Genomic DNA, 14,996 nt, shown 5'->3' with positions numbered 1-14,996 from the left:
CAAGCTCGTTGGCCTGCATTGGCCTCTTCGCAGGTCAACCGCGGAAGTGGCTGGGCGCGACGCCGCTCCAACGCTGGAAAGCATGGCGGAAACTTGCGGTCTCGCTGAACCCCAGGGTTTCGGCAATCCGGTAGATCGGCATCTGTTCATCGGCCAGCAACTGCTTGGCACGATCGAAGCGCAGCTCATCGAGCAGTTGTTGATAACTGCAGCCCAGCGCCTGCAGATGCCGGCGCAAGGTGCGCGAGGAACAGTTCATCTGCCGCGCCAGACCCTCCAGGCCCGGCGCCGCATCCAGTTGCTGCAGCAAAAGCTGGCGGATGCGCCCAAGCCAGGCCTGGCGCCCGGTGAATTCAAGGTTCAGGCGCCGGCAGCGCTCGCTCATGGCCTTGTGGGTAATCGGGTCGGCCAGCGGCAATGGCATGTCCAGCCAGCGCCGTTCGAAGGCAAAGGCGTTGTCCTCTGCGTCGAAGGCCAATGGGCACTGGAAGGCGCCGCTGTAGAGGCTGTGGTAGCCGGGCCGTGTGTGCTCGAAGCGGGCACCGAGTAACGGCAGTGTGCGGCCAAGCAGGTCATCACAGATCACTTTCAGCGACACCAGGCAGAACTCGGCATTGAAGGCGGCGAGGGCCGGACTGTCGTGGTATTCGCTGGCGCTGAACCAGACGCGCTGGCCATCGTCGACCAGGCGCAGCTTGAAGACTGTTCCCAGCAGTGCCGGGTAATGCAGGGCCAGGCGCAGGGCGTCACCCAAAGTGGCACTGGAGAGCAGGGCGTAACCGAGCATCCCGTAGCACGACACATGCATGCGCCGCCCCAGCTCCAGGCCGATCTCTTCACGCCGGGCCACGGCATTGGCGCACACCTGCAACTCTTGCTGGGTGGTGATGCGTGCGTCGCTATGGCCCAGGTCGGCCGGGCCTATGCCGCTGCCGGCGAGCAACGCCGTCGCCTCGCATCCTTGCTCCTGGAACAGGTTGAGGATCAGCGAAACCGCATTGAGGGTGGTCAGGTGGCTGTGCAGCATGCTCGGTCATCCCGTGGGCCTGGGAGACATTATGGAGCAAGTAGCGTGCCGATACCGGCGCTGCAAACTGGCGCGCCATGCATGAGGCGAAAAAAAAGGCCCGGAGCGTGCGCTCGGGCCTTTGAAAGGTTGAGAGGTGTCTAGTCCCTCGACCTGGTGAGACTGTATGCAGGGGCCTGGATTACGCCTTCAGCGGGACCAGACGTGGAGCGATCATGTTTTCCGGACGCAGGATGTCGTCGAGCATCGCGTCGTCCAGCAGCTTCTCTTCACGCACCAGTTCCAGTACGCCGCGGCCGGTTTCCAGGGCAACGCGGGCGATACGGGTGGCGTTTTCGTAGCCGATGTACGGGTTCAGGGCGGTGACCAGGCCGATCGAGTGCTCGACCAGTTCACGGCAGCGCTGTTCGTTGGCGGTGATGCCGACGATGCAGTGCTCGCGCAGCATGTCCATGGCGCGCTGGAGCAGGCGGATCGAGTCGAAGATCTTGTAGGCGATCAGCGGCTCCATCACGTTCAGCTGCAGCTGGCCACCTTCGGCGGCGACGGTCAGGGCCAGGTCGTTGCCCATGATGGCGAAAGCGACTTGGTTGACGGCTTCCGGGATGACCGGGTTGACCTTGCCTGGCATGATCGAGCTGCCTGGCTGACGCGCTGGCAGGTTGATCTCGTTGATGCCGGTGCGTGGGCCGCTGGACAGCAGGCGCAGGTCGTTGCAGATTTTCGACAGCTTGACCGCGGTACGCTTGAGCATGCCGGAGAACAGCACGAAAGCACCCATGTCGGAAGTGGCTTCGATCAGGTCGGCAGCCGGTACCAGAGGCTGGCCGCTGATAGTGGCCAGGCGTTGTACGGCCAGGGCCTGGTAGCCCGGGTCGGCGTTGATGCCGGTACCGATGGCAGTACCGCCCAGGTTGATTTCGGTCAGCAGTTCCGGCGCCAGCGAGCGCAGGCGCTGCAGGTCTTCGGTCATGGTGGTGGCGAAGGCGCGGAATTCCTGGCCCAGGGTCATCGGCACGGCGTCCTGCAGCTGGGTGCGGCCCATCTTCAGTACGTGGTCGAATTCCTTGCCTTTGGCAGCGAAGGCCTGGATCAGGCTGTCGAGGCTGGCCAGCAGGGCATCGTGACCCAGCAGCAGGCCCAGGCGGATGGCAGTCGGGTAGGCGTCGTTGGTCGACTGCGCCATGTTCACGTCGTTGTTCGGGTGCAGGTACTGGTATTCACCCTTCTGGTGGCCCATGGCCTCCAGCGCGACGTTGGCGATGACTTCGTTCGCGTTCATGTTGGTGGAAGTACCGGCACCACCCTGGATCATGTCCACCACGAACTGGTCGTGGTAATCGCCTTTGATCAGGCGGGCGCAGGCTGCACTGATGGCCGCGTGCTTGGCATCGCTCAGGTGACCCAGCTCACGGTTGGCGTCGGCAGCAGCCTGCTTGACCATGGCCAGGGCCACGACCAGCTTCGGGTAGTGCGACAGCGGAACACCGGAGAGGTGGAAGTTGTTGGCAGCGCGCAGGGTCTGGATGCCGTAGTAGGCATCGGCAGGGACTTCAAGGGTACCAAGCAGATCTTTTTCGACGCGGAACGATGCAGCGGAGGACATGATGGATATCATCTCGATTTTGACCCGGCACCTGCCGGAATGGCGGCAATCCTAGGCCTGAAGGGGATTTTGCGGCCAATGCTGTTGCACGCTAACCTATGCACAAACGGCATAGTGTTTCATGTGACGCCAATTGACATTCGAGCGTGTTCCATTTTGGTGCACGCCGGGAGATCTGCTTCATGAACCTCGAAAGCAAGTGGCTGGAGGACTTCAGTGCCCTGGCCTCCACCCGCAGTTTTTCCCAGGCGGCCGAGCGCCGTTTCGTTACCCAGCCCGCCTTCAGCCGGCGTATACGCAGCCTGGAAGCGGCGTTGGGCCTGACCTTGGTGAATCGTTCCCGCACACCGATCGAACTGACCGAGGCCGGCCAGCTTTTTCTCGTCACTGCGCGTACCGTTGTCGACCAGTTGAGCGAAGTTCTTCGCCATTTGCATCACCTCGAAGGAGGCCAGGGCGAGGTGATCCAAGTGTCAGCCGCGCACTCCTTGGCATCAGGCTTTTTCCCTCGCTGGGTAGCCCAGCTGCGCAATGATGGCTTGAACATCGCCACCCGCCTGGTTGCGACCAACGTCGGAGATGCGGTGCATGCATTAAGGGAGGGGGGGTGTGACCTGATGCTGGCGTTCTATGACCCTGATGCCGCCCTGCAGATGGATGCCGAGATCTTCCCATCGCTGCACATGGGCACCACCGAAATGCTTCCGGTGTGCGCAGTGGATGCCGACGGCAAGCCGCTGTTCGACCTTGAAGCCGACAGCAGCGTGCCGCTGTTGGCTTACAGCGCCGGTGCTTTCCTGGGGCGTTCGGTGAACTTGCTGCTACGTCAGCGCAATCTGCGCTACACCACGGTTTACGAGACTGCGATGGCTGACAGTCTGAAGAGCATGGCGCTGGAAGGCATGGGTGTCGCCTGGGTGCCACGTCTGTCGATGCGTGGCGAGCTGGAGCGCGGCGAGCTGGCGATTTGTGGTGGGAGCCAATGGCATGTGCCATTGGAAATCCGCCTGTACCGTTGTGCTCTGGTGCGCAAGGCCAATGTCCGGCTGCTGTGGCGCAAGCTGGAATCGGCGGGCGGCCCAGGCGATATGCCGGTTTGAATGATGATCGAGGGTAGCCGTCAGGCGGTGCGGTAGCCGTTTCGTACCGCCGCAAAAGTTGTCCCGCGAGACAGCTTGCCCTTTGATCCGACATGTGCTTATGGGGGTGGGCGGGCCGCCCGGATATACGCTACAATCCCGCGCCTTCGACCGACCCGGTCGATACAGAATCCGTATGACAAGCCACGCTGGCCCACCTGCGTGGCTTGTTGCTTTTAGCGCGCCTGAAGGCGCTTGCAGGAGAGGCTCGACGATGAGTGCACTGGTTGGCGTGATCATGGGCTCCAAGTCCGATTGGTCCACCCTTAGCCACACCGCCGATATGCTGGAAAAACTCGGCATTCCCTACGAAGTGAAGGTGGTCTCCGCCCACCGCACCCCGGACTTGCTGTTCCAGTATGCCGAAGAGGCCGAAGGGCGTGGTATCGAGGTGATCATTGCCGGTGCCGGTGGCGCTGCCCACCTGCCAGGCATGTGTGCTGCCAAGACCCATCTGCCGGTGCTGGGCGTGCCCGTCCAGTCGTCGATGCTGTCGGGCGTCGACTCGCTGCTGTCGATCGTGCAGATGCCTGCCGGTGTGCCGGTTGCCACCCTTGCCATCGGCCGTGCTGGCGCCGTCAACGCTGCGCTGCTGTCGGCGAGCATCCTCGGTGCCAAGTACCCGCAGTACCACGCGGCGCTCAAGCAGTTCCGCACCGAGCAGACCGACACCGTGCTGGACAATCCAGACCCGCGCCAGGCTTGAGGCTGAACCCATGAAGATCGGTGTAATCGGTGGCGGCCAGTTGGGCCGCATGCTGGCCCTGGCGGGCACTCCGCTGGGCATGAACTTCGCCTTCCTCGACCCGGCGCCAGACGCCTGCGCCGCCGCGCTGGGCGAGCACCTGCGTGGCGACTATGGCGACCAGGCTCACCTGCGCCAACTGGCCGACGACGTCGACCTGGTCACCTTCGAATTTGAAAGCGTCCCGGCCGAGACCGTGGCTTTCCTGTCGCAGTTCGTGCCGGTTTACCCAAGTGCCGAAGCCCTGCGCATCGCCCGTGATCGCCTGTTCGAGAAAAGCATGTTCCGCGACCTGGGTATCCCGACCCCGGCCTTCGCCGACATCCTCTCGCAGGCAGACCTCGACGCGGCGGTCGCCAGCATCGGCCTGCCGGCAGTACTGAAGACCCGCACCCTGGGCTACGACGGCAAGGGCCAGAAGGTGCTGCGCACACCTGAAGACGTGGTTGGCACCTTTGCCGAACTGGGCAGTGTGCCTTGCCTGCTGGAAGGCTTCGTGCCGTTCACCGGCGAAGTATCGCTGGTAGCCGTGCGGGCCCGCGATGGTGAAACCCGCTTCTACCCGTTGGTGCACAACACCCATGAGAGCGGCATCCTGAAACTGTCGGTGGCCAGCGACGCGCACCCGCTGCAGGGCCTGGCCGAAGACTATGTCGGTCGAGTGCTCAAGCAACTGGATTATGTCGGGGTGATGGCCTTCGAGTTCTTCGAGGTCGACGGTGGCCTGAAGGCCAACGAAATCGCCCCGCGTGTGCACAACTCCGGGCACTGGACCATCGAAGGTGCCGAGTGCAGCCAGTTCGAGAACCATCTGCGCGCCGTGGCCGGCCTGCCGCTGGGTTCGACTGCCAAGGTCGGTGAGAGCGCCATGCTCAACTTCATCGGTGAAGTGCCGGCGGTGGACAAGGTCGTGGCCATCGAGGGCTGCCACCTGCATCACTACGGCAAGGCTTTCAAGGTCGGGCGCAAGGTCGGCCACGCTACCCTGCGCTGCCAGGACATGGTCAGCCTGAAGGCCAGGATTGCCGAAGTAGAAGCGCTGATCAGCAACTGATCGAACTTCTGCGCAAGGTCTGCCCTCTGAAAATGGCAACAAGCCAAAGCGCTGTCTAGGCTTTGGCTTGTTCCATCTTCACTTCAGAGGGATTGCCATGGGCATCATTGGAACCATCTTCATCGGCCTTATCGTTGGCCTGCTGGCCCGCTTCCTCAAGCCGGGTGACGACAGCATGGGCTGGATCATGACCATTCTGCTGGGTATCGCCGGCTCACTGCTCGCCACCTATGGCGGCCAGGCACTGGGGATCTACCAGGCGGGCCAGGCCGCAGGATTCGTCGGCGCGCTGGTCGGTGCGATCATCCTTCTGGTGATCTACGGATTCATCAAGAAACGTTGAATACTGGTTAGAATGCCCGGCAATTCATCCCGAGTTGCCGAGCATTTCCATGCGTGCCTTTTTCCTCATCCCGTTGCTTCTGGCCAGCACCCTGGCCCATGCCGAACTGCCCGAGACCGACTGGCTGGAGCTGATGCCCAAGTCAGACCAGAAGGCCCTCGAAGCGATGCCCGAGATCGATCACAACTCACCGGAAGCCAATGGCACCTTCACTGCCAAGGGCGGCCTCAAGCAGAGCAAGGGCCTGCCGGCGGTGATGTATTCGACCAAGACCGTGGCCACCATGAACGGTAGGGACATCCGTCTGGGCGGCTACCCGGTACCGCTGGAAAGCGACGCCAAGGGCAACAGCACCTTGTTCTTCCTCGTGCCTTACCCAGGCGCGTGCATCCACGTGCCGCCGCCGCCGCCCAACCAGTTGGTGCTGGTGCGGTATCCGAAGGGCCTGAAGATCGATGACATCTACACGCCGCTTTGGGTCAGCGGCAAACTGAAGGTAGAGAAGGTCAGCAATGACCTGGCCGATGCGGCCTATGCGCTGGATGCGGGGAAGGTGAGGGTGGTTGAAGACGCCGATCTTTGATTTCCTGCACTGTCCCTTTCGCGGGTAAACCCGCTCCCACAGGGCCGGTGAAATACCTGTGGGAGCGGGTTTACCCGCGAAAAGGCCGGGCCTGCAAGGGAAGCACTCAGGTCTGTGCGCTACCGATCCTGACCTGCAACGATCGGCTGGCACCAGGCTTGAGCTCCACCACATCATCCCAGACATTCGCCGTCTCGATGCACAGCATCCGCTGCCAGCCGTCATCGGCCATGTCTGCCAGCTCCTTGGCCCGCTCGGTCCAGGGGTTCCAGATCACCGCCGAGCGCGATCCGTTGCTGGTCAAGGTAATCCGCCGCTGCCAGTGCGGATCGACGATGCTTAGCTGCTGTGGCGTATCCAGGTAGATCCGGTCGGTTTCTCCGGCAAAACCCAGCGCACCCTGCTGTTGGCGCTGTTCCCAGTCGGCCAGGGTTTCGATGTACTGCAGCCCCTCGACACCTTCGACCCGCGCCTGGCGCACGTCGCTCACGGCGAAGTAGCTGTGCAAGGCCTGGCTGATGGTCACGGGGCTGTTGCCCAGGTTGCGGCTGTTCAGGGACACGGTGAGATCGTCACCGAGCACGATGTGCAGCTTCAGCTCGACATCATGCGGCCAGTCCGGCAGATCGCCCTGGGCCTCTGGCAGCTCGAACTCGATGTGCAGGCCATCGCCTTTTTCTTCGACGCCCAGCAATTGCCAGTCGCGCGTGCGCGCCAAGCCATGAGCGGGAGCCTGCTCGCCACGGTACATGGCCTGCACGGAGGCGGGGTTGCGCTGCAAGTTGCCAAACCACGGCCAGCACACCGGCACACCGGCGCGCACCGATTTGCCCTGGCGGAAGATGGCCTGGTCGCTCAGCCATAGCAGCGGTGGCTCGCCAACACGCTGGTAGCTGAGGATCTGCGCGCCCTGCTGGGCGATCAGTAGTTCGGCGCGGTCGCTGCTGATGCGCCAGCAGTTGAGTTCGCCATGTTGCTCGGATTCGACCTTGAAGGTTGCCATTGCGTTCGTCTCATTGATTGCCTGTGGGCCTTGGACCCGGTGACGTGCAATGAGTTTACCGCTCGCAAGGCTCAGCGACGAGGCACCGAGCGGGTGCGGCCACTGCCATCGATGGCGACGAATACGAACGTCGCTTCAGTGACCTTGCGCCATTCGCTGGACAGCGGATCGTCACTCCACACTTCGACCATCATGCGGATCGAGCTGCGGCCGATTTCCAGGGTCTGGGTGTAGAACGACAGTTGTGCACCGACGGCCACCGGCACCAGGAATGCCATGCGGTCGATGGACACCGTGGCTACCCGGCCGCCCGCGACGCGGCTGGCCATGGCGGTACCGGCGAGGTCCATCTGCGCGACCAGCCAGCCGCCGAAGATGTCGCCGAAGCCATTGGTTTCGCGCGGCAGTGCAGTGATCTGCAAGGCCAGGTCACCTTGCGGGATAGGATCTTCTTGTTCGAGCTCAATCATGCGATGGGGCCTCTGACCCGTGACGCTTCGTTGGTGTGGCGCAAGGCCGGGAAAACGATTCAGCTGACAACATACTACGCTGATTCCGCTTCGCTGGGCGCCCATAGGGAAACTCTGCGAAACCGTCTGACCTCAAGCCCGGCGTTTTCGCACAACTTCCCACGGTTAAAGCAACCTTTTCCTACGAGCGGCCAGTATATATAGCCAATCGCCAGGCGACGACCGCGCATTCACGAATATCTGTATGGTTTTTGTATCGCTTTCAGCGCAGCTCGGCAATTTGCTATCTTCGCTGCTCGCCTCAACCCAGAAGCCGCGTGCCAAGCGGCCTGCGTCACCTACAAGAGAACAACGATCAATGACCTCCGTGCCGAGCAGTATCGAGCAGCCCTCACGGCCGCTGACCCGCAGTGACTACAAGACCCTCTCACTGTCCGCGCTGGGCGGAGCCCTGGAGTTCTACGACTTCATCATTTTCGTGTTCTTCGCCACGGTGGTCGGCAAGCTGTTTTTCCCGCCTGACATGCCCGAATGGCTGCGCCTGATGCAGACCTTCGGCATTTTCGCCGCCGGTTACCTGGCACGGCCACTGGGTGGCATCGTCATGGCCCACTTCGGCGACCTGCTCGGGCGCAAGAAGATGTTCACCCTGAGCATCTTCATGATGGCCTTGCCGACCCTGATCATGGGCCTGCTGCCGACTTATGCACAGATCGGTCTGTGGGCGCCGGTCCTGCTGTTGCTGATGCGCGTGATCCAGGGCGCGGCCATCGGTGGTGAAGTACCGGGCGCCTGGGTGTTCGTCTCCGAGCACGTGCCGGCACGCAACACCGGCTACGCCTGTGGCACCCTGACCGCCGGCCTGACGGCAGGGATCCTGCTCGGTTCGCTGGTGGCCACCCTGATCAACACCCTCTACAGTGCCGAAGAAGTGGCCGACTATGCCTGGCGTATCCCGTTCCTGCTCGGCGGGGTGTTCGGCCTGTTCTCGGTGTACCTGCGCCGCTGGCTGCACGAAACCCCGGTGTTCGCCGAGATGCAGCAGCGCAAGGCACTGGCCGAAGAGCTGCCATTGCGCGCGGTGCTGCGTGATCACCGTGGGCCGATCATCCTGTCGATGCTGCTGACCTGGATGCTGTCTGCCGGCATCGTCGTGGTGATCCTGATGACCCCGGCGTTGCTGCAGAGCATCTATCACGTCAGCCCTACCGATTCGCTCAAGGCCAACAGCCTGGCGATCGTGCTGCTCAGCTTCGGCTGCATCGGTGCCGGCAGCCTGGCCGACCGCTTCGGTGCGGGTCGGGTGTTCGTGATCGGCAGCCTGCTGCTGCTGGCCAGCTCCTGGACCTTCTACCACAGCCTGCCGACCCATCCTGAGCTGCTGTTCCCGCTGTATGCGCTGACCGGCCTGTGCGTGGGGGTGATCGGCGCGGTGCCGTACGTGATGGTCAAGGCGTTCCCGGCGGTGGTGCGCTTCAGTGGGCTGTCGTTCTCCTACAACGTCGCCTACGCCATCTTTGGTGGCCTGACTCCAATGGTGGTGACGGCGCTGCTCAAGGTCAGCCCGATGGCACCGGCCTACTATGTAGCAGGGCTGTGCGCCGTCGGTCTGGCCGTGGGCCTGTACCTGCTCGCCAACAAGCGCTGATCTACGGCGCGGCTACTGGCCTCTTCGCGGCTGAAGCCGCTCCCACAGGTAAGGTGTAGGCCCTGGGGCCTGTGCAAAACCCTGTGGGAGCGGCTTCAGCCGCGAAGGGGCCAGACCTCATTCTGTGATGGCCTTTCATCCATTTGTCACAATTTGGTCATATCGTATTCATGCGGCCTGCAGATACTGGGCCCCGTTCCATCCAACACCCCCATATTCCTGCTAGGAGCAAGGCATGAAACTGAAGCGTTTGATGGCGGCCCTCACCTTTGCCGCCGCTGGCGTTGCGACCGCCAACGCGGTAGCCGCTGTCGACCCTGCGATCCCGACCTACACCAAGACCACCGGTGTGTCGGGCAACCTCTCCAGCGTCGGTTCCGATACCCTCGCGAACCTGATGACTCTGTGGGCCGAGGCCTACAAGAAGGAATATCCGAACGTAAACATCCAGATTCAGGCTGCCGGCTCCTCTACCGCGCCGCCCGCGCTGACCGAAGGCACCGCCAACCTCGGCCCGATGAGCCGCAAGATGAAGGACGTCGAGCTGCAAGCCTTCGAGCAGAAGTACGGCTACAAGCCGACCGCCATCCCGGTCGCCGTCGACGCGCTGGCCGTGTTCGTGCACAAGGACAACCCGATCAAGGGCCTGACCATGGAACAGGTCGATGCGATCTTCTCGTCCACCCGCCTGTGTGGCGCCAAAGCCGACGTAAAGACCTGGGGCGACCTGGGCGTGACCGGCGACCTGGCCAACAAGCCGGTGCAGCTGTTCGGCCGCAACTCGGTATCGGGTACCTATGGCTACTTCAAGGAAGAGGCCCTGTGCAAAGGCGACTTCAAGCCTAACGTCAACGAACAGCCTGGCTCGGCTTCGGTCGTACAGGCGATCAGCTCCTCGCTGAACGGCATCGGTTACTCGGGCATCGGCTACAAGACTGCCAGCGTCAAGACCGTGCCACTGGCCAAGAAAGGCAGCACCGAGTTCATTGAAGACAACGAAACCAACGCCCTGAACGGCAAATACCCGCTGTCGCGCTTCCTCTACGTCTACGTCAACAAGGCGCCGAACAAGCCACTGGCCCCGCTGGAAGCCGAGTTCGTCAAGCTGGTGCTGTCGCAAGCTGGCCAGCAGGTCGTGGTGAAGGATGGCTACATCCCGCTGCCGGCCAAAGTCGTCGACAAGACCCTGGCTGACCTGGGCCTGTCCCACGCCGGTAACGTTGCAAAGAAGTAACTGACTGAGGATGAGGCCGGTGCTGAAGTCCGGCCTCTTCCACGACTTCCCCAGTCCGTTGCCAGGGTTCCTGTGCAGCGGGCTTTTTTGCGTCAACTCACTGTCATGTTTTTGTCATACGGGACCGCTAGGGTGTGCGCATGAATGATCTGGCCAATTCCACAATGACCCCAAACTCCCCGCCCGTGCGGATTGACTTCAATACGCCCGAGTTGCAACGCAAGCGCCGCATGCGCGCCCTCAAGGATCGCCTGACCCGCTGGTATGTACTGGTGGGCGGGCTTGCCGTATTGGCAGCCATCACGCTGATCTTCTTCTACCTGGCGTATGTGGTACTGCCTCTGTTCCAGGGTGCGGAGCTGACCAGCAAGAAGGCCCTGGAGCCAGCCTGGCTGCAGCAGGATGCCGGCAAGCCACTGATGATCGCCCTTGAAGAGCAGAACCTGGTCGGCATGCGCGTTTCGGACAAGGGGCAGGCCATTTTCTTCGACACCAAGAGCGGTAATCCGCTCAGCCGCGTCGACCTGCCAGTGCCGGCTGGCACCCAGGTCACTTCGATCAGCGCCGACCAACCGGGCAGCCCGCTGGTGGTGCTCGGCCTGTCCAATGGCCAGGCACTGGTGTTCCACCACACCTACAAGATCACTTACCCGGACAACAAGAAGGCCATTACCCCCGGCATCGACTACCCGTACGGCCAGGCGCCGTTCGTGCTCGACGAGCAGGGCCGCGCGCTGGAGCACGTGAGCGTCAACGTCAGTGGCGACACCCTGGTGCTGGCCGGCTCCACCGGTGCGCACCTGCAGGTGGTCGAGCTGTCGCGCAGCGAAAACATGCTGACCGGCGAGACCAGCACCGAGCAGCGACGTATCGAATTGCCGCAGATGACCGAAGTGGTGAAGAACATCTTCATCGACCCACGTCAGCAGTGGTTGTATGTGATCAACGGTCGCGCCACCGCCGATGTCTTCAGCCTGCGCGACAAGAGCCTCAATGGCCGCTACAAGCTGGCCGAAAGCGCCGACACCGAAGTCACCGCCACCGCCCAGCTGGTGGGGGGCATCTCGCTGATCATCGGCGATTCCAAGGGCGGACTGGCCCAGTGGTTCATGGCCCGCGACCCGGATGGCGAGCAGCGCTTCAAGCAGATCCGTACCTTCAAGATGGGTAAGGCGCCGATCGTACAGATCGATGCCGAAGAGCGTCGCAAGGGCTTCATCGCCCTGGACAGCGAGGGCAAGCTCGGCGTGTTCCACAGCACCGCGCACCGCACTTTGCTGGTCGAGCAGGCCGCCGAGGGGCCTGGCATCCTGGCCCTGTCGCCGCGTGCCAACCGCATCATCATTGAAGAAGGTGGCAAGCTGCTGCCGCTGAGCCTGCGCAACCCGCACCCGGAAATCTCCTTCAGCGCCTTGTGGGGCAAGGTCTGGTACGAGAACTACGACGAGCCCAAGTACGTCTGGCAGTCGACCGCCTCGAACACCGACTTCGAACCCAAGCTGAGCCTCTCGCCGCTGACCTTCGGTACCCTCAAGGCCGCGTTCTACGCGATGATCCTGGCGGCCCCGCTGGCCATTGCTGCCGCCATCTACACCGCCTACTTCATGGCCCCGGGCATGCGCCGCAAGGTCAAGCCGGTGATCGAGCTGATGGAAGCGATGCCGACAGTGATCCTCGGCTTCTTCGCCGGCCTGTTCCTGGCACCTTACCTGGAAGGCCACCTGCCCGGCGTATTCAGCCTGTTCCTGATCATGCCGCTCGGCATTCTGCTGACCGGCTTCACCTGGAGCCGCCTGCCGGAGTCTATCCGCCTGCGCGTTCCGGATGGTTGGGAAGCGGCAATCCTGATTCCGGTGATCCTGGCGATCGGCTGGTTTGCCCTGGCGGTCAGCCCGTATCTCGAAAGCTGGTTCTTCGGCGGTGACATGCGCCTGTGGATCGAGCACTCGCTTGGCCTGCGCTACGACCAGCGCAACGCCTTGGTGGTCGGAATCGCCATGGGCTTCGCGGTCATCCCGAACATCTACTCGATCGCCGAAGACGCCGTGTTCAGCGTGCCGCGCAGCCTGACCCTGGGCTCCCTGGCCCTGGGTGCGACGCCGTGGCAGACCCTGACCCGCGTGGTCATCCTCACCGCCAGCCCGGGCATCTTCTCGGCGTTGATGATCGGCATGGGGCGTGCGGTGGGCGAGACCATGATCGTGCTGATGGCCACCGGCAATACCCCGGTGATGGAACTGAACCTGTTCGAAGGCATGCGTACTCTGGCCGCCAACGTGGCAGTGGAAATGCCTGAATCGGAAGTTGGCGGCAGCCACTATCGCGTGCTGTTCCTCGCCGCCCTCGTGCTGCTGATGTTCACCTTCATCATGAACACCTTGGCCGAGCTGATTCGCCAGCGTCTGCGCAAGAAATACTCGTCGCTTTGATAGAAAGGTAGCGATCCGTGAAAAAGGATTCCCTCAAAGGCTGGTTCAAGAGCGGCGCCCCAGGCGTCTGGATCAGCGGTGGCGCGGTGGCCATGGCGGTGATCATGACCGTTGGCCTGCTGGCGGTGATCGCCGTGCGCGGCCTGGGCCACTTCTGGCCAGCCGACCTGATCCAGGCCACCTACCAGGTGCCGGGCCAGGCCGACCACGTTGTCATCGGCGAAGTGGTGCAGAAGGAAGAAGTCCCGCGTGCCCGCCTCAAGGGCGCCGGCTTGCCGGTGCCGGACGACGGCCCCGAGTTCATGACCCGCGAGCTGGTCAAGGTGGGTAACCGCGACCTCAATGGCAGCGACTTCACCTGGGTGGTCGGCGACTGGCTGGTCGACGAGCAGCGCCCGGCCGACCTGATCGCCCTGGAGCGCCGCGAATGGGGCAACTTCTACGGCTACCTGGTCAGCGTCAAGGAAGAGGGCCGCGTGGTTGCCCAAGGCCCGGCGGCCTGGAACGAGTTGCAAGCCCGCCTGAAGCGTGCCAACCAGCTCAACAGCGAACTGCAAACCCTCGAGAAGAAAGACATCGGGGCCATCAACCATGGCCTCGAGCGCTTGCGCCTGCACGGCCGAAAGCTGGAACTGGACGGCAAGCTGGACGCCACTGCCCAGGCCGACATGGACGCCGAACGCGCCGAGCTCAACAGCCGCTACAAGGCCGTCGAGGAGCGCCTGCTGGGCCTGCACCAGGCCTTCGCCCGTGACAGCCTGGTGGCCCGCGACGGCAACGGCCGCGAAGTGGAAATCAACCTGAGCAAGGTGGTGCACGCCGTCCAGCCGAATGCCATGTCCGGCTTCAGCAAGATGGGTACCTATTTCGCCAAGGTCTGGGAATTCCTCAGCGACGACCCGCGTGAAGCCAACACCGAGGGCGGCATCTTCCCGGCCATCTTCGGCACCGTGATGATGACCCTGATCATGGCGGTAATCGTCACGCCGTTCGGCGTGCTGGCCGCGGTCTACCTGCGCGAATACGCCAGGCAAGGCCCGGTGACCCGCCTGATCCGCATCGCGGTGAACAACCTGGCTGGCGTGCCGGCGATCGTCTACGGCGTGTTTGGCCTGGGCTTCTTCGTCTATGTACTGGGCGGCTCGATCGACCGCCTGTTCTTCCCCGAAGCGCTGCCTGCGCCGACCCTGGGTACCCCGGGCTTGCTGTGGGCTTCGCTGACCCTGGCGCTGCTGGCCGTGCCGGTGGTGATCGTGGCCACCGAGGAAGGCCTGGCACGGATTCCACGGACCGTGCGCGAAGGCTCCCTGGCCCTGGGTGCGACCAAGGCCGAAACCCTGTGGAAGATCGTCCTGCCGATGGCCAGCCCGGCGATGATGACCGGCATGATCCTCGCCGTGGCCCGTGCCGCCGGTGAAGTGGCGCCGCTGATGCTGGTGGGTGTGGTGAAGCTGGCGCCATCGCTGCCGCTGGACGGCAACTACCCGTACCTGCACCTGGACCAGAAGATCATGCACCTGGGCTTCCACATCTACGACGTCGGTTTCCAGAGCCCTAACGTCGAAGCTGCGCGACCGCTGGTATACGCCACCGCGCTGCTGCTGGTGCTGGTGATCGCCACCCTCAACTTGTCGGCGGTGTGGATCCGTAACCACCTGCGCGAGAAGTACAAGGCGCTCGACAGCTGAGCCTGGATTGCAAGCGTGCCGCCTGCC

13 protein-coding genes are annotated in these 14,996 nt (G+C 63.0%); 9 read left to right on the top strand and 4 right to left on the bottom strand.

What is annotated here, in order from left to right; all coding sequences use genetic code 11:
* Positions 1-34: 34 nt before the first annotated feature.
* Both L6D64_RS19850 and aspA read right to left on the bottom strand, forming a co-directional pair.
* Complete coding sequence (locus L6D64_RS19850) at positions 35-1,027, bottom strand: AraC family transcriptional regulator (RefSeq protein WP_176508523.1); 993 nt, start codon at positions 1,025-1,027, stop codon at positions 35-37.
* A 181-nt stretch (positions 1,028-1,208) separates the two neighbouring features.
* Entirely contained in the window at positions 1,209-2,633 is a 1,425-nt protein-coding gene (gene aspA / locus L6D64_RS19845; protein WP_027917067.1) for an aspartate ammonia-lyase, read from the bottom strand.
* 182 nt (positions 2,634-2,815) lie between these two features.
* Between aspA and L6D64_RS19840 the strand changes: the two genes are divergently transcribed.
* From L6D64_RS19840 to L6D64_RS19820, 5 genes are all read left to right on the top strand, one after another.
* On the top strand, positions 2,816-3,733 hold the full coding sequence (locus L6D64_RS19840) for a LysR substrate-binding domain-containing protein (protein WP_176508522.1): 918 nt from the start codon (positions 2,816-2,818) through the stop codon (positions 3,731-3,733).
* A 253-nt stretch (positions 3,734-3,986) separates the two neighbouring features.
* The gene (gene purE, locus L6D64_RS19835; RefSeq protein WP_003253304.1) at positions 3,987-4,478 is read left to right on the top strand and encodes a 5-(carboxyamino)imidazole ribonucleotide mutase; all 492 of its coding nucleotides are present in this window, start codon (positions 3,987-3,989) and stop codon (positions 4,476-4,478) included.
* Between the two features lie 10 nt (positions 4,479-4,488).
* Positions 4,489-5,571 (top strand): 5-(carboxyamino)imidazole ribonucleotide synthase, encoded by a 1,083-nt coding sequence (locus L6D64_RS19830; RefSeq protein ID WP_176508521.1) that lies wholly within the window; start codon positions 4,489-4,491, stop codon positions 5,569-5,571.
* Positions 5,572-5,668: 97 nt separating this feature from the next.
* Positions 5,669-5,914, top strand: coding sequence for a GlsB/YeaQ/YmgE family stress response membrane protein (locus L6D64_RS19825; protein WP_054884765.1), 246 nt, complete (start codon positions 5,669-5,671; stop codon positions 5,912-5,914).
* Between the two features lie 49 nt (positions 5,915-5,963).
* The gene (locus tag L6D64_RS19820) at positions 5,964-6,497 is read left to right on the top strand and encodes a DUF3299 domain-containing protein (protein WP_176508520.1); all 534 of its coding nucleotides are present in this window, start codon (positions 5,964-5,966) and stop codon (positions 6,495-6,497) included.
* A 106-nt stretch (positions 6,498-6,603) separates the two neighbouring features.
* Here the strand turns inward: L6D64_RS19820 and L6D64_RS19815 are convergent, their stop codons facing one another.
* Complete coding sequence (locus tag L6D64_RS19815) at positions 6,604-7,500, bottom strand: D-hexose-6-phosphate mutarotase (protein ID WP_176508519.1); 897 nt, start codon at positions 7,498-7,500, stop codon at positions 6,604-6,606.
* Positions 7,501-7,571: 71 nt separating this feature from the next.
* A complete protein-coding gene (locus L6D64_RS19810; protein ID WP_027917060.1) occupies positions 7,572-7,970 on the bottom strand; it encodes an acyl-CoA thioesterase in 399 nt (132 codons plus the stop codon).
* Between the two features lie 358 nt (positions 7,971-8,328).
* On the opposite strand from L6D64_RS19810, the gene L6D64_RS19805 reads away from it, so the two are divergent.
* The 4 genes from L6D64_RS19805 (at position 8,329) to pstA (ending at position 14,969) form a co-directional block, all read left to right on the top strand.
* The gene (locus tag L6D64_RS19805; protein ID WP_176508518.1) at positions 8,329-9,618 is read left to right on the top strand and encodes an MFS transporter; all 1,290 of its coding nucleotides are present in this window, start codon (positions 8,329-8,331) and stop codon (positions 9,616-9,618) included.
* A 235-nt stretch (positions 9,619-9,853) separates the two neighbouring features.
* Positions 9,854-10,852, top strand: a complete 999-nt coding sequence (locus L6D64_RS19800) for a phosphate ABC transporter substrate-binding protein PstS (RefSeq protein WP_176508517.1) — start codon at positions 9,854-9,856, stop codon at positions 10,850-10,852.
* A gap of 140 nt (positions 10,853-10,992) precedes the next feature.
* Positions 10,993-13,281 (top strand): ABC transporter permease subunit, encoded by a 2,289-nt coding sequence (locus tag L6D64_RS19795; protein ID WP_176508516.1) that lies wholly within the window; start codon positions 10,993-10,995, stop codon positions 13,279-13,281.
* A 17-nt stretch (positions 13,282-13,298) separates the two neighbouring features.
* Entirely contained in the window at positions 13,299-14,969 is a 1,671-nt protein-coding gene (gene pstA / locus L6D64_RS19790; RefSeq protein WP_176508515.1) for a phosphate ABC transporter permease PstA, read from the top strand.
* The last annotated feature ends 27 nt before the right edge of the window (positions 14,970-14,996 follow it).

It is taken from the genome of Pseudomonas urethralis (genome assembly GCF_021602465.1).
Classification (GTDB): domain Bacteria; phylum Pseudomonadota; class Gammaproteobacteria; order Pseudomonadales; family Pseudomonadaceae; genus Aquipseudomonas; species Aquipseudomonas vlassakiae.
This window is presented reverse-complemented; position numbering and strand designations above follow the sequence as displayed.

What these genes read in the sequence shown, in the direction of transcription:
- L6D64_RS19850 (WP_176508523.1), bottom strand. Translation starts at nt 1,027, where the DNA reads ATGCTGCACAGCCACCTGACCACCCTCAATGCGGTTTCGCTGATCCTC.
- aspA (WP_027917067.1), bottom strand. Translation starts at nt 2,633, where the DNA reads ATGTCCTCCGCTGCATCGTTCCGCGTCGAAAAAGATCTGCTTGGTACC.
- L6D64_RS19840 (WP_176508522.1), top strand. Translation starts at nt 2,816, where the DNA reads ATGAACCTCGAAAGCAAGTGGCTGGAGGACTTCAGTGCCCTGGCCTCC.
- purE (WP_003253304.1), top strand. Translation starts at nt 3,987, where the DNA reads ATGAGTGCACTGGTTGGCGTGATCATGGGCTCCAAGTCCGATTGGTCC.
- L6D64_RS19830 (WP_176508521.1), top strand. Translation starts at nt 4,489, where the DNA reads ATGAAGATCGGTGTAATCGGTGGCGGCCAGTTGGGCCGCATGCTGGCC.
- L6D64_RS19825 (WP_054884765.1), top strand. Translation starts at nt 5,669, where the DNA reads ATGGGCATCATTGGAACCATCTTCATCGGCCTTATCGTTGGCCTGCTG.
- L6D64_RS19820 (WP_176508520.1), top strand. Translation starts at nt 5,964, where the DNA reads ATGCGTGCCTTTTTCCTCATCCCGTTGCTTCTGGCCAGCACCCTGGCC.
- L6D64_RS19815 (WP_176508519.1), bottom strand. Translation starts at nt 7,500, where the DNA reads ATGGCAACCTTCAAGGTCGAATCCGAGCAACATGGCGAACTCAACTGC.
- L6D64_RS19810 (WP_027917060.1), bottom strand. Translation starts at nt 7,970, where the DNA reads ATGATTGAGCTCGAACAAGAAGATCCTATCCCGCAAGGTGACCTGGCC.
- L6D64_RS19805 (WP_176508518.1), top strand. Translation starts at nt 8,329, where the DNA reads ATGACCTCCGTGCCGAGCAGTATCGAGCAGCCCTCACGGCCGCTGACC.
- L6D64_RS19800 (WP_176508517.1), top strand. Translation starts at nt 9,854, where the DNA reads ATGAAACTGAAGCGTTTGATGGCGGCCCTCACCTTTGCCGCCGCTGGC.
- L6D64_RS19795 (WP_176508516.1), top strand. Translation starts at nt 10,993, where the DNA reads ATGAATGATCTGGCCAATTCCACAATGACCCCAAACTCCCCGCCCGTG.